This is a genomic window from Levilactobacillus suantsaii (assembly GCF_014069315.1).
Classification (GTDB): domain Bacteria; phylum Bacillota; class Bacilli; order Lactobacillales; family Lactobacillaceae; genus Levilactobacillus; species Levilactobacillus suantsaii.
Map to the genome: position 1 here is coordinate 283,122 of NZ_CP059603.1, position 13,952 is coordinate 297,073.

At 54.8% G+C, this 13,952-nt stretch carries 14 protein-coding genes and 1 riboswitch; of the genes, 6 read left to right on the forward strand and 8 right to left on the reverse strand.

From position 1 onward, the window contains the following. Positions 1 to 34: 34 nt before the first annotated feature. Positions 35 to 139: riboswitch (TPP riboswitch) on the reverse strand. 46 nt (positions 140 to 185) lie between these two features. After that, a complete protein-coding gene (locus H3M12_RS01365) occupies positions 186 to 1,022 on the reverse strand; it encodes an oxidoreductase (RefSeq protein ID WP_129033079.1) in 837 nt (278 codons plus the stop codon). Positions 1,023 to 1,204: 182 nt separating this feature from the next. On the opposite strand from H3M12_RS01365, the gene rlmD reads away from it, so the two are divergent. The 3 genes from rlmD to H3M12_RS01380 all read left to right on the forward strand — a co-directional run bounded on the left by rlmD (position 1,205) and on the right by H3M12_RS01380 (position 4,225). Beyond that, on the forward strand, positions 1,205 to 2,644 hold the full coding sequence (rlmD, locus tag H3M12_RS01370; RefSeq protein WP_129033078.1) for a 23S rRNA (uracil(1939)-C(5))-methyltransferase RlmD: 1,440 nt from the start codon (positions 1,205 to 1,207) through the stop codon (positions 2,642 to 2,644). 76 nt (positions 2,645 to 2,720) lie between these two features. Beyond that, a complete protein-coding gene (locus H3M12_RS01375; RefSeq protein WP_129033077.1) occupies positions 2,721 to 3,155 on the forward strand; it encodes a DUF2628 domain-containing protein in 435 nt (144 codons plus the stop codon). A 215-nt stretch (positions 3,156 to 3,370) separates the two neighbouring features. Beyond that, positions 3,371 to 4,225, forward strand: coding sequence for a DUF368 domain-containing protein (locus tag H3M12_RS01380; protein ID WP_182150813.1), 855 nt, complete (start codon positions 3,371 to 3,373; stop codon positions 4,223 to 4,225). Between the two features lie 80 nt (positions 4,226 to 4,305). Here H3M12_RS01380 and H3M12_RS01385 read toward each other — a convergent pair whose 3' ends face one another. The 4 genes from H3M12_RS01385 to H3M12_RS01400 form a co-directional block, all read right to left on the reverse strand. Then, complete coding sequence (locus H3M12_RS01385) at positions 4,306 to 4,587, reverse strand: type II toxin-antitoxin system Phd/YefM family antitoxin (RefSeq protein WP_129033075.1); 282 nt, start codon at positions 4,585 to 4,587, stop codon at positions 4,306 to 4,308. 26 nt (positions 4,588 to 4,613) lie between these two features. Then, positions 4,614 to 6,131 (reverse strand): glycerol kinase GlpK, encoded by a 1,518-nt coding sequence (gene glpK / locus H3M12_RS01390; protein WP_129033074.1) that lies wholly within the window; start codon positions 6,129 to 6,131, stop codon positions 4,614 to 4,616. Positions 6,132 to 6,280: 149 nt separating this feature from the next. After that, a complete protein-coding gene (locus tag H3M12_RS01395) occupies positions 6,281 to 6,901 on the reverse strand; it encodes an endonuclease III domain-containing protein (protein ID WP_129033091.1) in 621 nt (206 codons plus the stop codon). Between the two features lie 114 nt (positions 6,902 to 7,015). After that, on the reverse strand, positions 7,016 to 7,261 hold the full coding sequence (locus H3M12_RS01400) for a hypothetical protein (protein ID WP_129033073.1): 246 nt from the start codon (positions 7,259 to 7,261) through the stop codon (positions 7,016 to 7,018). Between the two features lie 186 nt (positions 7,262 to 7,447). Between H3M12_RS01400 and H3M12_RS01405 the strand changes: the two genes are divergently transcribed. Next, positions 7,448 to 8,104, forward strand: coding sequence for a hypothetical protein (locus tag H3M12_RS01405; RefSeq protein WP_129033072.1), 657 nt, complete (start codon positions 7,448 to 7,450; stop codon positions 8,102 to 8,104). A gap of 111 nt (positions 8,105 to 8,215) precedes the next feature. Here the strand turns inward: H3M12_RS01405 and H3M12_RS01410 are convergent, their stop codons facing one another. Next, on the reverse strand, positions 8,216 to 9,127 hold the full coding sequence (locus H3M12_RS01410; RefSeq protein ID WP_225423557.1) for an alpha/beta hydrolase fold domain-containing protein: 912 nt from the start codon (positions 9,125 to 9,127) through the stop codon (positions 8,216 to 8,218). Positions 9,128 to 9,284: 157 nt separating this feature from the next. On the opposite strand from H3M12_RS01410, the gene H3M12_RS01415 reads away from it, so the two are divergent. Both H3M12_RS01415 and H3M12_RS01420 read left to right on the forward strand, forming a co-directional pair. Beyond that, positions 9,285 to 10,073: a tyrosine-protein phosphatase gene (locus tag H3M12_RS01415; RefSeq protein WP_129033071.1), complete on the forward strand. Its 789-nt coding sequence runs from the start codon at positions 9,285 to 9,287 to the stop codon at positions 10,071 to 10,073. Positions 10,074 to 10,191: 118 nt separating this feature from the next. Continuing rightward, positions 10,192 to 11,133 (forward strand): alpha/beta hydrolase, encoded by a 942-nt coding sequence (locus H3M12_RS01420; RefSeq protein WP_129033070.1) that lies wholly within the window; start codon positions 10,192 to 10,194, stop codon positions 11,131 to 11,133. 523 nt (positions 11,134 to 11,656) lie between these two features. On the opposite strand, the gene H3M12_RS01425 is transcribed toward H3M12_RS01420, so the two are convergent. Both H3M12_RS01425 and purB read right to left on the reverse strand, forming a co-directional pair. Next, positions 11,657 to 12,076 (reverse strand): hypothetical protein, encoded by a 420-nt coding sequence (locus tag H3M12_RS01425; protein WP_129033069.1) that lies wholly within the window; start codon positions 12,074 to 12,076, stop codon positions 11,657 to 11,659. Between the two features lie 527 nt (positions 12,077 to 12,603). Further along, on the reverse strand, positions 12,604 to 13,899 hold the full coding sequence (gene purB, locus H3M12_RS01430) for an adenylosuccinate lyase (protein ID WP_129033068.1): 1,296 nt from the start codon (positions 13,897 to 13,899) through the stop codon (positions 12,604 to 12,606). Positions 13,900 to 13,952: the final 53 nt, after the last annotated feature.

Sequence of the window (13,952 nt, forward strand, 5' to 3'; positions counted from 1 at the left end):
AAAAGCCCCCCCTTCACAGCAAGTGAACGGGTGGCTTCGCCATCAAACACGTTCCCTCCGCAAGCATGGTCTCGACAGGTTCAAAGGAATCGCGGGCATTCCCGCATCTCAGCCCCAAGGGGCACTCCTAGTGTTAGTTATCTTTAAGCATAACAGGTTGACGTGAGACGTCAACGGTTCTTAGATTATTGCATGATCCGTTTAGCGGCTGCACCAGTCCAGCGCCAGATCTGATCCATGGCTTTTTCGGACAACAGGCGCCGCGCCCATAAGATCTGACTGCCGGCCCCGGCGTGATAACGGGTCTTCGGCCGCCGGGCCAACGCCGCGCGGTCGACTAGCCGAGCAATCACCTGGGGTTCACTGGCGAAGCGTTTAGCGGCTCTCAAGATGGCTTCCCCGGTGCTGGCCGATTGGGCGTAAGGCCCAGTGCCCGACAGCTCGTGCAAGTGACCCGCGGCGATGTCGGCCCAAGCGGACTGGATACTGCCAGGTTCGACGACCACCACCTGGATGCCGTGGGGGCTCAGTTCGAAACGTAAGGTGTCCGAGAGACCCTCCAAGGCAAACTTCGAGGCCACGTACCAACTGGCCAGGGGTTGGGCGACCTTGCCGTCCACGGACGTGATGTTGATGATCCGGCCGCTGTGCTGTTGACGCATCATCGGCAGGACCGAGCGAATCAGCCGCGCCGCCCCGAATAAATTGACGTCAAACTGCCCTTTAGCTTGTTCTAGTGGGACGTCTTCTAACGCGCCCAGTAAGCCAAACCCGGCGTTATTGACCAGGATATCGATGCGCCCGGTCTCCCCGACGATGCGGTTGACCGTCTGGTCCACGCTGTCGGTATCGGTGACGTCGAGTGACAACGTGGTGATGCCCAAGTCGTCAAGGTCGTTCATCCGGTCTACCCGCCGCGCGCCAGCGTAAACGGTGACCCCGTTGCGGTGTAAGCCCCGCGCGATGGCGTTGCCAATCCCCGAGGACGCCCCGGTGACCAGCGCTACTTTTCGATGATGCATAAGCCAAGCCCCCTTTTTGAGATACTTCAATTGTACCGAAAAGCGCGGCGCTTCGCCATGAAAGCGGCCGCATTTGGGCGAACTTTTTGCGCGGGACCAAGCGGGAAACCCCACCGCGGGGCAAACTTTGGTATAATGGTCCAGATTGAATGGTTCTTAGACACAACTATATAGGAGAAAACATGAAAAATTATCAACCGCACCAAAATCGCCGGCGCAACGACCGGCACCGGGCCGACCACCGCAACACGCCCCAGGTCGAGGTCACAGAAGGCCAACGCTTTCCGTTGACCATCAAGCGCATGGGCATCAACGGCGAAGGCATCGGCTACTACAAGCGCATGGCGGTCTTCGTGCCCGGCGCCTTGACTGGTGAAGAGGCCGTGGTCGAGGTCACCAGCGTGGCCCACCGCTACCTGCGCGCCAAGGTCCACCGCATCCGTAAGGCCAGTCCGCACCGGGTCACCCCGCGCGATAGCTACGCCGACACGGTCGGGGGCTTCGAGCTGGAACACTTAGCTTACCCGCAACAACTCCAATTCAAACGCGACATCGTCATCCAGTCGCTAGAACGCTACCAGCCCCGCGGCTTCAAGGACTACGACGTCCGGCCGACACTCGGGATGGATCACCCCTACGAGTACCGCAACAAGGCTCAATTCCAAGTCCGGCAAACGGCTGACGGCACGGTCCAGGCCGGTCTCTACGCCGAACGTAGTCACGACTTAGTGGACCTGCCGACCTGTTCGGTCCAGATGCCCGTCACCATGACCGTGATGCGCGCCGTGGTCCAGATGCTCCAGGACCTCGAAGTCCCAATCTACGACGAGGACCACAACTCCGGGATCGTCAAAACGCTGGTGGTCCGCGCAGCCGCCAACACCGACGACGTGCAACTGACGGTCATCACCAACTCACAAAAGTTGCCACACAAGCACCAACTGTTGTTGCGGATCGCCGACGAGTTGCCACAAGTCACCTCGGTGATGCAAAACATCAACCCGGGCAAGACCTCGCTCATCTGGGGTGACGAGACCCGCCACTTAGCCGGCGAGACTACCATCACCGAAAAACTCGGCGGCCTAGCTTTCAAGCTCTCCGCGCGAGCCTTTCTCCAGTTGAACCCGGCCCAGACCGAAGTCCTCTACGACCAAGCGAAAAATGCCCTGGACTTACAGCCGGGCCAAACGCTGGTCGATGCCTACTCCGGGGTCGGGACTATCGGGTTGACACTGGCCGACACCGCCGCTGAAGTCCGCGGGATGGACGTCATCCCCGAAGCCGTCGCCGATGCCGAAGCAAACGCGCAGGCCAACGGCATCACCAACGCCCACTACAGTGTGGGCACCGCCGAAGACCTGTTGCCCCAATGGGCCGTCGCCGGCTTTCGCCCGGACGCTATCGTGGTCGACCCGCCGCGCACCGGTTTAGCTGACACCCTGATGGACACCATCTTGGCCGTTCACCCAAAAAAGCTGGTCTACATCTCCTGTAACCCATCAACGTTGGCTAAAGATTTGGTCACCTTGACCGAAGATTACCGGGTCGATTACATCCAGTCCGTCGACATGATGCCCCAGACGGCCCGCTGCGAGGCGGTCGTCAAGCTTTCTCGGCGATAGAATAGAATAATAGGCAACGATTTAATTTCGTGTTAGACTTTTAATAACGAATTTTGTTAGAAAGTTGGCTAATCACATGCAAGATCCTTTTAAGGGCTTTAACGATGATGATGGGAACAATAACGGTAACGGCCCTCAAGGACTGCCCTTGCCGCCGAACTACGCGACCGTAGTCAACCCCAAAACGGGGAACATGCGGATTGCGAAGGTTGGTTTCTCGTGGACCATGTTTCTGTTCCACCCGTTTCCCTCCATCTTTCGGGCCGATTGGTACAACTTGTTGTGTATCATCGGTGTCGAACTCGGCTTACAGATGCTGTTCTTCCTGTTAGTTCCGCTCAATGACCGGGCGGCCGCCAGCAGTGTCGTTGAACTCGGCATCGCCGTGTTGTGGGGCGCCATCTACAACCTGATGTACTACCGGCATCTCTTCACGCGGGGCTTCGTGCCCGCCGATGAGCGCTCGCGCGATCTCTTGACCCGCGCGCACTACTGGAAACCGCAAGACTAATTGAACCCGTTTCTGGGGCCCAGGCGACTGACCATTGTCAGTGGCGGGGCCCTTTTTGTACGCCTGGATTGCGACCGGTGTCCATTTAGAGTTGCGAAATGTGGCCCCACTTGGTATCCTATTGAGAACTTGTTGCCCTGACCCACTCAACGAACTCGACCGGTGGAACCCTTACTTTTCCACCGGCATCCCCACTTTCTAAGGAGGATTCACCTATGTTGACCCACCGAACTTTAAGCGTCGTGACCCGCCTGTGCAAGGGGGTCATCATCGCGTTAGGCTTCATCTTGCCCGGCGTTTCGGGCGGCGTACTCGCCGCCATTTTAGGCCTGTACGAACGCCTACTGGGCTTTATGGCCCACCCCAAGCAACGCTGGCGTCGTGATCTGCCCTTCTTCTTGCCGGTCGGTATCGGCGGCTTGTTGGGCGTGGCGCTTCTGGCCGCGCCTCTCGCCTACCTCTTGGCCCACGCGCAAGTCATCGTGTTGTGGGGCTTTGCCGGGGCCATCGTCGGCACGTTGCCCGACTTACTACGGACGGCAACCAAAGTGGCACCTCGTGACACCATCGACTGGATCTGGTTCGTGGGCACCTTGCTGGTGGGCGGCATCGGCCTCTACCACCTGAGCTTTTTGGGGACCCTACCGGCCAACTTCGGCGGCTTCATGGTCGCCGGCGGTTTGATTGCGCTAGGCATTCTGATTCCCGGCTTGAGCCCGTCGAATTTATTACTGATTCTTGGATTGTTCACGCCGATGCTCCAGGGGTTCAAGCGCTTTGATTTGCTGGGCGTCTTCTTGCCCATGGCTATCGGCGGGCTGGTGACGCTAGTGGCGTTAGCCCGCGGCATCGAGGCGTTGATCACCCACTACCATTCGCGGGTCTACCACTTCATCATCGGTCTGGTGGTCGCCAGCACCGCGCTGATCCTGATTCCCAACCCCGCGGCGGCCGAGGGCATCTCCTACACTGGAGTGACCCTGGGGACAGTCGTTGCCAGTTTAGGGGCCGCGGTAGTCGGGGCGGCGTTAGGCTGGTGGATGAGTCGCCTGGAAGAGAGATACAAATAACTTTGATGGCCAAAAATTTGGCCATCAAAAGCCGCCCGAACCGGTCATGACTGGTTCGGGCGGCTTTTAGGTTAACCTTCTTAGGCTTCATCATCCGCTGGTGGCGTGGTGTCTGCCGTCGTGGACTCATCGGCGTTGGTCAGTTCGTCCATACTCTGTTGCAGGTCCTCATTTTGTGTCAACGTCGACCAGGCGTTTAGCGTCCGCTGCCAGGTCTCGTACTCCGCCTTAGAGATCATCACCACGTTGCGGTGATGCTCGCGGGTGACGATGACCGCCCCGTCGTGTTGGTTGACCCAATCGGCGTAGTGGGCAAAGTGTTTCTTCAATTTCTTCGTGGTTGTGGCTTTAACTTTCGTCATTTCGACTCCCCCTTAGTTAGAATGACTTATGCGGTGGTGTTCGGCTTGAAGGCCCGCGTGGCCGCGACAGCCTGTTGCCAGCCCTGGTAGAGCTTGGTGCGCTTGTCGGCCGCCATATCGGGCACGAACAGGCGCCCGTCGGCATGGATCTGCTCAATCTCATCGAGACTGTCCCAGTAGCCCACGGCCAGCCCGGCCGCAATCGCCGCCCCCATCGCGGTGGTCTCCTCATCGGCTGCGCGCTGGACCGGCGTGTTCAAGATGTCGGCCTGAAATTGCATCAAGTAGCGATTCCGCGAGGCGCCCCCATCGACCATCAGCTCCGAAATCGTGATGCCGGTGTCTTGCGTCATGGTGGTCAAGACGTCGCGCGTCTGGTAGGCGATTGACTGTAAGGTCGCCTTGACGAAGTCGTTACGGTTACTGCCCCGCGTCAGACCGAAGACCGCGCCGCGCGCATCCGGATCCCAGTACGGCGCCCCTAGCCCGTTAAAGGCGGGCACCACGTAGACTTCATCTTCGTCGGTCGAGGCCATCGCCGCTTGACGCGACGCCGGCACGTTGTCGATAATTTTTAAGCTTTCGTGTAACCAAGCCAGCGCGGTGCCAGCCACCAGGATCGACCCTTCAAGGGCGTAGGTCACCTGGCCGTCGAGTTCATACGCGATGGTGGTCAGCAAGTTATGTTTGGACCGTTGCGGGTGATGACCGGTGTTCATCATCGCAAAGGCCCCGTCCCCATAAGTATTTTTGACCATGCCGGGTTTCAAGGCCAACTGCCCCAACAGGGCGGCGGATTGGTCCCCCATAAGCCCCGCAATCGGCACCTCGATGCCGTAGAACTGGAAGTTTTGGGTCACGCCGTAGACCTCGGAACTGGACTTGACCGTCGGCAACATGGCCGCCGGGATATTCAACCAGTCCAAAATGTCGGTGTCCCACTTGAGGTCGTGAATATTAAAGAGCATGGTCCGACTGGCATTACTGTAGTCGGTCACGTGAATCTTCCCGCCGGAGAGTTTCCAGGCCAGCCAACTGTCGACAGTCCCAAAGGCCAATTCGCCCTTTTCGGCCCGTGCTTGTGCACCATCGACGTGGTCTAAGATCCAGCGGACCTTGGTGGCGCTAAAGTAAGCGTCGACCACCAAGCCGGTCTTGTCCTGGATGGCCGCCCCGTGTTGCGCGGCCAAGTCCTTGGCTAGAGCGGCGGTCTGTTGACTTTGCCAGCCCACGGCCCGGTAAATCGGTTCGCCGGTAGTCCGGTCCCAGACGATGGTGGTTTCCCGTTGGCTACTGATGCCGATGGCCTTGATATTTTCCGGGTGAATCGATGCGTCGATCAAGGCGCTGGCAATCACCGAAAGGACACTGTTCCAGATTTCGTTGGCGTCGGATTCGACCCAGTCCGGTCGCGGGTAATATTGGGGGACTTCTTTGTACCCCTCGATTACCTTGCGCCCGTTATGGTCAAAAATCAACGCGCGCGTGCTACTGGTCCCTTGGTCAATCGCCAAGACGTAATTTTCCGGCTCTTTGAGTGCCATATCCTAAAAACTCCCTCCCGGTCTCCGTGCGAAAAGTAGCGGAAACGGTTTCAATTTTCGTTGCACCTATCATATCACGAACTTCCCGTGAGTCGATAGGATTTGTTCAAATCAGTGGGCGCAACACCGGTGAGCCAACATTCTGCTAGTTAGATTTTTAGCTGGTGACCGGCCAGAAACGACTGGTCGAAATCCGCGGCCGTTTTCACCTGCTTGCCGAACTCGTCGATCAACGCGTGAAACTCCTGGTAGTCGCGTAATTCCCCGCTAAATTGGGCCAGGACCTGACGTTGAAACGCCGGGTAGGTCTTGGGCATGGTCGCCCCTAACCAGGCGAACAACCGCCGCGCGTAGGTGTCGACCATGAAGGTGCCGTGGTCTAGCGTGTACATCAAGATGTAGTCGGCCGTCTCGTTGCCGATGCCGGTGATGGCCAGTAGCTCGGTCCGTAAACTGGCGGCGTCGCGGCGTTTCAGGGCCGCTAAATCGTCGTTGGCTTGTCCCAACCAGGCCGCTAACGCCAGAATCGCCGGGCCCTTGCGGCGGTAAAAGCCACTACTGCGAATCAGCGGCGTGATGGTCGCAGGCGTCAGTTCCCGCAACTTAGCCGGGGCAAAACCCGTCACGCGCTTGAGGTTGACTAGCGCCGGTTCCACGTTGCGCCAATTGGTGTTTTGGACCAAAATGGCGCCCAACATGATTTCGATTGGCGTCTCGGCCCAGGGCGTCCCCGGGCGCAACCAGGGTTGAGGCCCCATCGTTTGCGCCATAGCATGGTACAACTCGGTAATCGTCACAATTTCCTCCTTGAAAAGACGCAAAAGAGCTTGGGTCGCCCCAAACTCTTTTGCGTAACCGCTAACAATTACGGTCTTAAGTCTTGATTAACGCTTGATTACTAAGCGAATGTCGGCATCCACGTCATCGGGGTGGAGCTCTTCTTTATAATCAAAGTTCGCACTCTTAAAGTATTTCTTGATCTCGTCGTTGAGTTCTTCAACGGGGCGCACGTCCTTATCCAGGCGTTTCAATAATAGCGTGTATTCCTTTGAATCTTCATCGACATCTTCGAAGTGGTATTCCATCGCTTCAGAGTTCAAAATTTCTTGAATCATTTGCCGTTCAGTCATCATGTCTACCTCGCTTATCATAATTTCGTGATGCTTACACACTCTACTATAAGGTTGATTGGCCGATTTGTTAATCACTTTTTGGGCGTAATCAGATTACCGGGTAAAATGCCGGCAGAACCCTTTTTTTCTCCCCTGATTTCAGTTAGACTAAAAACTGACTAAATTATACAGGAGGCCCTTTTTGTGGCAAAAATGAAGGATTTTGGACAACGCATGCGATTCTTGGGTTTCTCGATCGTCTTGAACTCCGGTGCCAACGCGTTGACCATCTCCACCAACCTCGGCAGTGCCGTGTGGACCGGGTCCTCGGTCAATTTGGCCAACTGGATTCACGTGCCCCTAGGGACCACACTGTTCGGGTACGGCATCGTGATCACGGTGCTCAACCAATTTTTTCTCGGACACTTCGACCGGCGACGTTTCGTGTCGAACCTACTATATATCGTGCCCTTTAGTTACCTGGTTGAATGGATTGGTTATTTCTGGAACTGGCTGGGCGTGCCCCAGTTGGGACTGCCAGCTCGTATCGGTATCGACATCATCGGCTTGACCGGTGTGGCCTTTGCGGTGTCCATCTACCAGCGGTGCAACATCATCATGCCCCCCAACGATGATTTGTGTTACATCATCCGCTTTCGCTTCTTGCACGGCTCGGCGGTCGTCGCCCAGTGGGCCAGCTACCTGCCGCCAGTGCTCATCATCATTCTGTCGTTTTGGGCGACGGGTCAGCTCCACGCCATCGGCTTTGGGACCATCTGGGCGCTAGCCACCCAGGGCATCGTGATGGCTTGGGCGGACACCCACGTTTTCGCACGCTTGAAGCAACACATCGACGTTTAATCGTTAACCTTAAAATCATTGCGTCCAGCCACTGGCTGGGCGCTTTTTGGTGGTCGCAAAAGGCGGCGGGACCGGGGTCACCCCCACGTTCCCGCCGCCTACGCTGTCGTTCTAGGCTTTCGGCCTTGGCGGCAGTTTCCCGGTCAAGATAAATTGTTTGATTTCCTTTAACGTTCGTTTAGATTCCGGCAACTTCAACCACAGCACGTAATCGTGGAGCATCGCACGCAACTCGCGGACCGCTAAGTCGGTGCCCGCAGCGTCGCGCAACTTCTGAACCAGCCGGCGGTCATCGGCCACCAGCAACTCGTTGGTCCCGTAGTACAGTAAAATGGGGCCCAGGTCAGCGAAATTCCCGTAAATTGGGCTGACTTCGGGAGCGGTCACCGGGTGTTCCCCGGCGTAAGCGAAGCCCACTCGTTTGAGCGTGGTCAGCGACAGATACGGGTCGTGTTTGGCCGCCCGCGTCAAGTCCGGGTTCATCATGCTGAGGTCCGTCCAGGGCGACACTAGAATCGTCCCGGCAGGCAACTCGGCTTGCTTTTCTTGTAACTGCTGCAGTAACGCCAGGGCCAAACCTCCGCCCGATGAGTCCCCCAACAAGAAAAACTGGTCGTCGGGGTACTGGGCGTGCAGGTACTCGTAAGCCTGGCTGGCAAAGGTCAATGTCTGGTCGACCGTGGCTTCGGGGACCAGCGGATAATCCACGTAAGTGACTCGCAGATTGGCCTCGCGAATCAAAGTGACCATGATTTTCCGGTGGCTCGCGATACCCTGCATGGTATACGCCCCGCCATGCAATAAGATAACGTGTTGGGGCAACGGCGCACCGGAATCAGCGGTCAAAAGCCGCCCATCAAAGAGTCGCCGGTCCTTGGTCACGATATCGGCAGGAAACTTGGCCGCGGCCAACGCCAAATTACGGCGACTCGGTTGCGAAAAAGCTTGTTGAAGCTGTTGCTTGAGTTGACTATGCTGGGTCTTGAAGAGTAACCATTTCCCACGCAAACTCACGACTATCACCCTATCTTTTCCTTCATCAATTTCTGACACTCTTACAGACAGTATACAGCGTTTTGTGTTTGCTCGCAGATTTTCTCAAAATGAATTATTAGGTAATTTTCATAAAAACCGGTAGAATAGAGCCAGACTAACACTGACCGAAAGGATGATAAAACGAATGGCAACTAATCGGATTTTAAAGGTGACGGGCGGCCTAAACTTCCGTGAATTAGGGGGGTATCCCACCGTCGACGGTCACACCGTCAAATGGCATAAGCTGGTGCGGACCTCGGGGCTGGATAAGCTCACCGCGGCCGACCAGAACAACCTCGCCAACTATGGCGTCGTGACCGACGTGGACTTTCGGTCAAAAGACGAACAATCCCAGGCGCCTGATAAGGTCCCGACGGGCGCAACGTATAAATTTCTGCCCGTCTTCCCCGATGGTGACCGGACCGACGCTTCTGCCAGCCAGGCCGACCTTGAGCGCCAATTTTCCAGTGACCCGCAAGCCGGGTACCGCCACATGCTGGACGTTTACCGCCAGATGGTGACGCTCGAGTCCGCCCAACAGGCCTACCACGACTTTTTGGCCACATTACTGACCAACACCAAGCCCGACCAGGCGGTCCTCTTTCACTGTACGGCCGGCAAAGACCGCACCGGCATGGGGGCGTTTTTGACCTTAAACGCGCTGGGCGTCGACCCCCAAGTCATTCGTCGCGACTACCTCTTGACCAACCAAACGATCACGCCCGTGGTCGACAAGATGGTCGCTCAAGCCACTGGTAAGAGCGACGCCTTTATCGCCAACATCAAGGCGCTCGCGACCGTCAACCCCGACTACTTCGACACGGCCGCTAAGGTCATCAATACGCAGTACGGGGGCGTTCAAGACTTCTTACACGACGTTTTGGACTTCTCGCACAAAGACATTGCCACGTTAAAGCAACTCTACTTGGACTAACGCACCGACCGTCGCTGGGCGCCCGCTCAGTGGCGGTCTTTTTCACCCCCAGACTTGTTCCGTTGCGCCGAAACTTTTATACTAACCACATGCTTCATGATAGAAAGGATGACCCCTCTTGAAGAAAAGATTCACGCTGGGCCTCCCCTTGCTGGGAGCCGCCGCAACCACCTTACTGGCTAGCGAAAAGCTTTTTAATTTTGCGTTCAAACGGGTCAACTACGTCCCCGAAACGTCGGCCGAAAAACAAAAATATGCCGACAACTATTATGCTTATGTCGACTGGTACCACGCCGTGCCTAAGCACGCCTGGTACCTCCACGAACACGACGCCAGAAACCGGATGGTCGCCGAATATATCCCGGCCAATCCGGCTAGCAACCAGACCGTTATCATCGGTCACGGCTACAAGGGCAACGGCGAGACCATGGCGAACTTCGCCAAGATGTACCACGACCTGGGCTTCAACGTCCTACTCCCCGACGACCGAGGCCATGGTGAAAGTGCCGGCAAGTACATCAGTTTCGGTTGGCTCGACCGCTTAGACTATCTCAAATGGATCCAGCAAATCATCGACCGGAGTGACACCCCCGTTAAAATTTTACTGTTTGGCGTATCGATGGGGGGCGCGACTATGGAAATGTTGTCGGGCGAGACTTTACCGCCGCAGGTCAAGGCCATCATCGCCGACTGTGGGTATTCCAGCGTCGAAGCCGAGCTGATTTACCTACTGAAGCGCCAGTTCCACCTGCCTAAGTACCCGATTGAACCCCTGGTCAGCACCATTTCCAAGCGCCGGCTGGGCTACTACTTAAACGACGTCACCTCGACCGGTCAGCTGAAGAAAAATACCCGGCCGATTCTCTTCATCTACGGAGAAAAGGACGCTTACGTCCCGGTGGGGATGGCCTACGAGAACTACGCGGCAACCCACGCACCCAAGCAACTCTGGATCGTGAAGAACGCGACCCACGCGGAGAGTTTCTGGATCAATCCAGCTCGCTACCGTCAACACGTGATCGAATTTCTGGACACGTACTTCACGCCAAAACAACCCTAGGCACCAGTCTTAAGGGGATAGTAAGGTCTTTAGACTTACTTTATAAAATCGTCAAGAAGTCGTCACGACTTTCTCCTGGTCTGGTCACAACTGGCGGGTATAGTAAACATCATAGTAATTAGCCAATAGCAATTACTAGTCAAAATCTATATCCAATTCCCTTTAAATTCTCCCCCCTAAGAGAATTTAGACTTTCTCGTCAGATCATCCTCAGGTCTGGCGAACTCCTCAATTTTGAGTTTCTCCCCTCATAAGAAACTCACTCCTCATGAAATGTCCCTCTGGCCTTCCTCAGGCTGGGGGGATTTTTGTTTGGGAACGTGAAAAAGACTTGGTAATTGGGCCAAGTCTTTTTTGAGGGAAAAATCATTATTATGAGGGACATGGATTCATCTAAGAATTATTCCTACACGTGTAAGGAACACAAGCATCGCTATGAGGGACATAAATTCATCTAAGAATCATCCCCATTATCCCCGCCTCGATAACTCGTTATAAAACTAAACGAGAATAAATATCCTAATTATTCAACAGCTTTGTGGCGACTATTGTAAACCAACCAGCCATGGCCCTCTTTAATTCTTAAGGTGTGCTTAGTACGTTTAAAAGTATCAATGTGATATCTGGTACCACCCATCGTTGTTTTAGTATGTACTTTATAGATTCCATGCCCCTTGCTTACAACATATCGAACACTTTCAGGTTCAGTATCAGATTGTGTCATACCAGTCCAAAACGAATGTTTATATCCTTGATATGTATAGGCAACTTCGTAGCGTTCTCCCCTAGAACCACGCGCCCATTTAACATGTTTTTTCCAGTGACCCCGCAATGCTTTGGGTAGTGTGGAATAAACTTTGGCATTAGCTGTAATGGATGTCGTAGATAATCCTAACCCAAGTGAAACCATCGCCATGCCGATTAATACGATATTCTTCTTCATATTTCCGCCTCCGGTTTATGTACAGCTACAATAATATCACTACCATTAATGGTTTAAAACACATATTAGATGAAATCTTTTCAATCAATCCTCGACGCCAAATCAACAAGATAAATCAAAAAAGCCGGGAAATTCCGGCTTTACTAGAAAATCAATTCACACGTTTAGAATCACAAAATTTGGAGAGAACAACTGATTACGTGTCGCAATAGCACATTCCAAAATACAGGAGCAATACACTTTATATTCAACTCAAAACGTCCAAGGGCATACAACTAGTTGGCAAATCGATATAATTATTCATGAGAACCACCCCCACACATGTAGGGAACACTTAATGGTGCCAAAAATGACCAAAACTAATCAAGAATCACCCCCACCTACGTGGGGAATACCAAGCAAATCCAAGAACTGGTTAACGATAGCAGGAATCACCCCCACCTACGTGGGGAATACACTAAACAAATCCCGTCATACCGGCATCTTGATTTTCCAAAAAACCAGTTTTACGTTAACTCGATTATCTTCTATTTTAACCCCAATCGCTTAAAAATCACATCCCCCCGTCTCAGGTGATAGTGATAATCAAACGCATCCTCAATCTGATCCGGCGTCAAGCGTTCACGAATTCCCGCGCTGGCTTCCACCAGTGGTCGGAATTGGGTCTGTTCGTCCCAAGCCTGGGCCGTTAATGGCTGGACCAAGTCATAGGCGTCTTCGCGGCTCATCCCCGCTTCAATTAACTTCAATAAGAGTCGTTGACTATAAATCAAGCCGTAGGTCCGGCCCATGTTGGCCTTCATGGTCTCCGGGAAAACGTCCAACGACGACAAAATCCGGTTGAAGCGGTACAGCATGTAGTCCAGTAACGTGGTGCTTTCCGGCAAGATGATCCGTTCGGCTGACGAGTGAGAAATGTCGCGTTCGTGCCAGAGACTCACGTTTTCGTAGGCCGTGATGACGTTGCCCCGTAGGACCCGCGCCAGACCCGTCACGTTTTCCGAACCAATCGGGTTACGCTTATGTGGCATCGCCGAAGACCCCTTTTGTCCGGGATTGAAGTGTTCCTCCACCTCGTGAATCTCCGAACGCTGGAGACTACGAATCTCCGTGGCAAATTCTTCGATGCTGGTCCCAATCAACGCTAACGTGGCGATGTAATCGGCATGTAAGTCCCGCGGTAGGACCTGACTGGCAATCGGCTGAGCCGTGATGCCTAGTTGGTCACACACGTAGGCTTCGACCTCTGGCGGGACGTTCGCGAAGGTGCCCACGGCCCCACTGATTTTCCCGGTCTCGACGCCCTTGGCTGCCCGGTCGAACCGGGCCAAATTCCGTTGCATTTCCGCGTACCAGCGGGCAATTTTCAGCCCAAAGGTGGTCGGTTCGGCCTGCACCCCGTGGGTCCGGCCAATCATCACCGTGTCCTTATAGGTCAGAGCCATCTGTTTGAGCGTGCCAATCAAAGTCACGATGCCCTGGCGCAACTGCGCATTGGCTTGTTTCAGCCGGTAGCCCTGGGCGGTGTCGACCACGTCGGTACTGGTGACGCCAAAGTGAATCCATTTACGTTCCGGGCCCAAGGACGCCGAAACGTTGCGGGTAAAGGCGACCACGTCATGGTGGGTCACCGCTTCGATCTCGGCAATTTTATCGACATCAAAAGCAGCGTGTTCGCGAATCTTTTTTGCATCTTCCACTGGGACCTCGCCCAACTTGGCCCAAGCCTCATCGATGGCGATTTCGACGGCCAACCAGGATGCGTATTGGTTCTGTAACGACCAGATGCGCCCCATCTCCGGGCGCGTGTAACGTGATAACATGGTGTTTCCCCCTTGTTGGTAGTAAAGGACGAACATTGTTTAAAATCTTCGGT